The sequence below is a fragment of the Sulfurimonas sp. genome (genome assembly GCF_018698455.1).
Classification (GTDB): domain Bacteria; phylum Campylobacterota; class Campylobacteria; order Campylobacterales; family Sulfurimonadaceae; genus Sulfurimonas.
In genome coordinates this window covers 1-5,385 of record NZ_JABIOQ010000043.1, presented here as the reverse complement: position 1 = coordinate 5,385, position 5,385 = coordinate 1, and the positions used below count along the sequence as shown (strand labels likewise).

Below are 5,385 nucleotides of genomic sequence, written 5' to 3'. Positions count from 1 at the left end.
TAAACCCACGGGCAAGACGAATAGCAGACATAACAGCTTCTGTGCCACTGCTTACAAAACGCACCTTGTCTATAGAGTCGAAAAAAGAAACGACAAGTTTTGCTAACTGCGTTTCAGCTTCTGTTGGAGCACCAAAACTCAGACCACTCTTTACCGCATTTATCACTGCATTTTCTATAGTCTCATCACGATGACCAAAAATAAGTGGACCCCAAGATTGAACATAATCTACATATTTGTTTCCATCTATGTCTTTTAGGTAAGCACCCTCCCCCTCTGCAATGAAGATAGGAGTTCCTCCAACACTTTTAAATGCACGAACAGGTGAATTTACTCCACCTGGGATTAAGCTTTGTGCCTCACTAAACGCTACATTTGATGCTTCTCTACTCATATAAGGACCTTATTTGTTTTTTCTTATTATAGCAAAGTAGTATTAATTTTCATTTGCTATAATCTCTTAAATATATTTAATGGATACTTCTTGAACAGAACAACCTTTGCACTTTTTGTTGCACTTCTTGTACATCTTGTTTTTGTTCTTCTTTTTTGGATTCTAATGAGTATCAATCCTGAGCATAAAAAAAAGCCAGTTAAAGAAAACAGAATGAGAGTCTCTTTAAAAGAAATGCCTCCCAAGCATAAAAAGCCTGCATCAATACAGAAGAAACTAATAGCACCAGTTAAATCACGACCAATACCTAAGGGAAAACAACTCAAAAAAATTCTAAAAAAACCACCTATAAAGTATAAGCCACTTAAAAACCCACTAAAACCTACTCTGAACAAACCAGAAAAAATAGAAAAGTCAAAGCCTAAACCAAAAAAAGTTGACACAACTCTAATAGATCCTATGTCTTGGTTATATGAAGATAAGTCAGAAGCAATAAAACCAGAAGAAAAAAAGTCTTACTCAAAAATGGGTGCGGGTGGTACTCTCTTAGAGATGAAAAAGCTTTATGGAAGCGAGTGGGGAAACCTCACCCGTGGACAACAGGAATATATGATTGATAATCAAGAAATTATGCGAAGAATCACCCAAAGTGTACTTACTCGTGTTGCTTCCGTAAACTTATCTAACAATATTAATGTAAATAGAACTAATGTAATAGAATTTTATCTTCATCCGAATGGTGATATGACAGACTTTAGGTTTTTATCAAAAAGTGGTTTTTTTGTACTTGATGAAACAACAAAAGAGACTATAGAATATGCCTATAGTAGATATCCAAGACCTAAAGAAAAGATTTTAATCCGTTATAATGTTTACTATAATCTCGCTAGGTATTAAGTCTGAAGGAGTGCTAATGCACCTTTATAAATGGGTTCATCAATAAAACCGTACTCATCATCAACAAAACCAGTTATTCCCTCATCACGGTACATCTCAAAAAGCTTTATAACTACTTTTGCACGTAAGAGTTCTGCTTCTTTATCAACAAAGACTTCATTAACTAATGTAACCTGAGAGGGAGAGATACAGCCTTTTGCATCATAGCCCATGCTTTTTTCTAAGTTTATCCATTTTGAAAAAGTTTCTAAATTTTTAAATTCTTGATAGACAAAACTTACTGGTTTTACATTCATAGCTTTAGAACTTACTAGAAAGTGTGAAAGCATATAGTGCATTGTCGGATTATCTAAATTTACGAGACTTTGAGAAAGCTTCATATCTGCAAACAGGTCTAAAATTCCTAAATAAAAAGTAGTTACTTTTTTATTTACAGATAGAGAAGAAAGATTATGCCAGGCATCTGCTGTTTCAATCGAAAGGTGTAATTCTATATCATCCTTCAATAGAGCCAGTACATTTTTAACCTCCGAAGCATTTTTAATCTTAGGGACTCTAATTGCATCTGGCATAAATTGATTTAAATAAGTTATCTCTTCATAACCACCTTCATCCAAGGCATTTACACGTACAACAAGTTTTTTATCACTTTTAGTTATTTGAGTGAGATAAAATGCACATAAGACAAGAGCAAATGGCTTATCTTCCTTACTAACACCATCTTCTAAATTAAGCATTATACAATCAGCATCAAGACTCTCTATTTTAGATAAATGTTTTATATTATTACACGAGAGCATCAAAACTGATTTGAACTTCATTGACTTATTTAACTCTCTATATTTAGGAACAGCTAAAGCATCTAGCCCTTCCAAGTCTCTATTGTCATATAGCTCTTGAAGTTTATTTTGCATTTTTCTTCTTCGCTTTATCATTTTTATGGAGATGAAGGTAAAGTGCTTGTACCTCTTTATCTGTTAAAAAGTATCTTGGCATTGCTTTTTTTCTTCTGTTTAAAGCTCTATGAAATTCACTATAACTTATGTTATTAATTTTGGCTCCAATGAATTCTTTTTCTATATTTTTATGCTTATATTTAGCTATTATTTTACCATTGCCATTTTCTCCATGACAGTGCTGACAACCAATACCTCTAGGATTTTTATAGAGTTGGGCAGCATACTCTTGGGGAGATATAAAATCACTAGAAGCCCATACAAGTATTGGAAGTATTAAAAAAAGTAGATATTTCATTATTAGCCTATTATTATATTAAAAGGGTATAATAACAGAAATATAATTTATGGGGTTTAAATGCAATTATTAGATGGTAAACTACTTTCCAAAAAAATTGAACTTGAAGTTACGGCAGATGTAAAAAAGCTAAAAGAAACTTGTGGTTGTACACCCGGTTTAGCAGTTGTTCTTGTTGGTCAAGATCCAGCAAGTGCCGCTTATGTTAACATGAAGAAAAAAGCATGTGACCGTGTAGGTTTCTACTCTATTACTCATGATATGCCTGCACATATCTCTCAAGAAGCGATAGAAAGAACCATCATAAGCATGAATAAAAATGACAGTATAGATGGAATTCTAATCCAACTCCCTCTTCCAGAACAGATAGACACAACAAAACTTCTTGAACTTGTAGATCCAGCCAAAGATGTAGATGGTTTCCACCCGTTTAATGTAGGACGTCTTCTAACTAATCTTGATGGATTTGTTCCTTGTACTCCACTTGGTGTTATGGAACTCTTACGTGAGTATAACATTGATGTTAAAGGAAAAAACTGTGTAGTTATTGGAGCTTCTAACATTGTTGGAAAACCAATGGCATCACTTCTTCTAAATGCAGATGCAACTGTTGAAATATGTCATATATTTACAGATGACCTGAAACGCCACACATTAAATGCAGATGTTGTTTTAGTTGGTGTTGGTGTTATTAATCTCATAACTGAAGATATGGTAAAAGATGATGTTATCATCGTAGATATTGGGGTAAGTAGAACAGCCGAGGGTAAACTCGTCGGTGATGTAGACTTTGCAAACGTAAGTAAAAAAAGTTCTTACATAACACCAAGCCCAGGTGGTGTTGGACCGATGACAATTGCTATGCTTTTAAGTAACACACTCAAAGCCGCTAAAATCAATGCACAAAAAGCGAAGGATCAGTAGTTGAAAGAGTTAGTTAAAAAAGCATATAAATGGTCGAATTCTTGGACTGGAACTATTGTCATTGTTCTTTTTGTTATCTTCTTTGTTGCTCAAGCATTTAGAATCCCTAGTGGAAGTATGAAAGACTCACTTCTCATAGGTGACCACCTTTTTGCTAAAAAATTCGCTTATGGTATTCCTATGCCTCACATTCCTTTTTTAGAAATGTCAATTATGCCATGGAGTGATAGTCTGCGTTTAATGGACGGAGACACTCCTGAGCGTGGTGACATAGTTATATTTAGATATCCAGGGAATGTAAAACAACACTTTGTTAAACGCTGTGTTGCACTTCCTGATGATGAACTTTTTGTAGCTGACAAAAACCTTTTCATACACTTTAGTGAAGGTGATGACTGGATAAAAGAAAACTATTCTGGTTTTGAAATAGCTGTTTATGAAGAAAAACTTTGGGTCAAAAATCCTTATGAAAAAGCACATAAAGGAATTCACCATGATGATAAAATCGTTAATGATGGACAGTATCCAATGCCTGTGTTTTATCTCAATCCTATAAAAGTTGAGAAAGATAGTTATTTTATGATGGGTGATAACCGTGACCACTCAAATGATAGCCGTTTTTGGGGAAGCGTTCCTTATGAGAACATAGAGGGAACTCCATGGTTTATTTACTTCTCAATAGATGAAAACTGGGAAATAAGATGGGATAGAGTTGGAAAAACTCCAACAGACCTCGAACAAGCTCCATACTTGGATAAAGCAATACAAGAAAGAATAAAAACAGATAAAGATTACTATGGAATTACTTGATATACTCAAAATAGTAGCTGCTGTTTTAGCACTTGCTATCGCCATCATTGGGCATGAGATTATGCATGGTTGGGTCGCGTTTATGTACGGAGATACAACTGCTAAAAATGCAGGCCGTTTAACTATAAATCCTATAAGTCATGTTGACATGGTTGGTACTATTATCGTTCCTTTGAGTATGTACTTCTTACCTATGCTTATGGGTGCAGAGAGTGGATTTTTATTTGGTTGGGCGAAGCCGGTGCCTATAAATACAGCAACCGTTATCGGTCGTGGTGGATATAACGCGGCGATGCAAGTAGACTTAGCGGGTATCGTTTATAACTTTACGCTTGCTGCATTTGCTTCAATAGCTATCATTGCATTAAGTCAACCAGTTGCTAGTGATTCACTTATTTATATATTTGCTTATATGTTAGTGTTTCAAATACTTATAATAAATGTAGTTTTAGGAGTTTTCAACCTACTTCCTATTCCACAGTTTGATGGTGCACATTTTGTAATGCATCTAGCTTTAAAGTACAAAATAAATACTGTTGCAGAATTTTTCTATAAAAATGAACGCTATGGAATAATAATAGTTTTAGTTGTATTAATGACACCTTTAAAAGACTATGTTCTATTTTTACCTGTCCAGACTATACTTGGACTACTACTAACATCTTAAGGAGAAAAAATGAAATTTTATGTTGCTACAGACCATGCTGGAATTGAACTAAAAGATTATACAGTTGAGTTACTGGAAGAAAAAGGTCATGAAGTTATTGACCTTGGGCCATATTCTAAGGATAGAGTTGATTACCCGGACTATGCTCATAAAGTCGCACATTCTGTTTTAGAAGATAAAACTTCTCATGGAATTCTTATTTGTGGAAGTGGTATAGGAATGAGTATGGCGGCAAATCGTCACGAGGGTATTCGTGCTGCACTTTGTCATGATGCGTACACAGCAACAGTTGCTCGTGGACATAACGATGCTAATATTCTTTGTTTTGGTGAACGTATCGTTGGAAAAGGTGTTGCAGAATCCATTCTTGATGCTTGGATTGCAGGTAACTTTGATGGTGCTAGACACTGTGATAGAATAGATAAAATAGAGATTAATT

Annotated in this window: 8 protein-coding genes; 5 read left to right on the top strand and 3 right to left on the bottom strand. The window is 34.7% G+C overall.

All coding sequences use genetic code 11. The features are described 5' to 3' along the window. Positions 1-394, bottom strand: a 394-nt coding sequence (locus HOG88_RS05810; protein ID WP_295004157.1) for an aminotransferase class III-fold pyridoxal phosphate-dependent enzyme, incomplete at its 3' end; no start/stop codon positions are given. A 90-nt stretch (positions 395-484) separates the two neighbouring features. Here HOG88_RS05810 and HOG88_RS05805 point away from each other — a divergent pair. Next, positions 485-1,291: an energy transducer TonB gene (locus HOG88_RS05805; protein WP_295004155.1), complete on the top strand. Its 807-nt coding sequence runs from the start codon at positions 485-487 to the stop codon at positions 1,289-1,291. Here HOG88_RS05805 and HOG88_RS05800 read toward each other — a convergent pair. Beyond that, the gene (locus tag HOG88_RS05800) at positions 1,288-2,205 is read right to left on the bottom strand and encodes an aldolase/citrate lyase family protein (RefSeq protein WP_295004153.1); all 918 of its coding nucleotides are present in this window, start codon (positions 2,203-2,205) and stop codon (positions 1,288-1,290) included. The genes HOG88_RS05805 and HOG88_RS05800 overlap by 4 nt on opposite strands. Then, positions 2,195-2,545, bottom strand: a complete 351-nt coding sequence (locus HOG88_RS05795) for a cytochrome c (RefSeq protein WP_295004151.1) — start codon at positions 2,543-2,545, stop codon at positions 2,195-2,197. Before HOG88_RS05795 ends, HOG88_RS05800 begins: the two co-directional genes overlap by 11 nt. A gap of 60 nt (positions 2,546-2,605) precedes the next feature. Here HOG88_RS05795 and folD point away from each other — a divergent pair, with 60 nt between their 5' ends. The 4 genes from folD to rpiB form a co-directional block, all read left to right on the top strand. Beyond that, positions 2,606-3,469: a bifunctional methylenetetrahydrofolate dehydrogenase/methenyltetrahydrofolate cyclohydrolase FolD gene (gene folD, locus HOG88_RS05790; protein WP_295004149.1), complete on the top strand. Its 864-nt coding sequence runs from the start codon at positions 2,606-2,608 to the stop codon at positions 3,467-3,469. Continuing rightward, the gene (gene lepB / locus HOG88_RS05785) at positions 3,470-4,279 is read left to right on the top strand and encodes a signal peptidase I (RefSeq protein ID WP_295004147.1); all 810 of its coding nucleotides are present in this window, start codon (positions 3,470-3,472) and stop codon (positions 4,277-4,279) included. After that, complete coding sequence (locus HOG88_RS05780) at positions 4,266-4,946, top strand: site-2 protease family protein (protein ID WP_295004145.1); 681 nt, start codon at positions 4,266-4,268, stop codon at positions 4,944-4,946. The genes lepB and HOG88_RS05780 overlap by 14 nt, the downstream gene beginning before the upstream one ends. Positions 4,947-4,955: 9 nt before the next feature. Further along, a partial coding sequence (gene rpiB / locus HOG88_RS05775; RefSeq protein ID WP_295004143.1) for a ribose 5-phosphate isomerase B occupies positions 4,956-5,385 on the top strand: 430 nt, incomplete at its 3' end.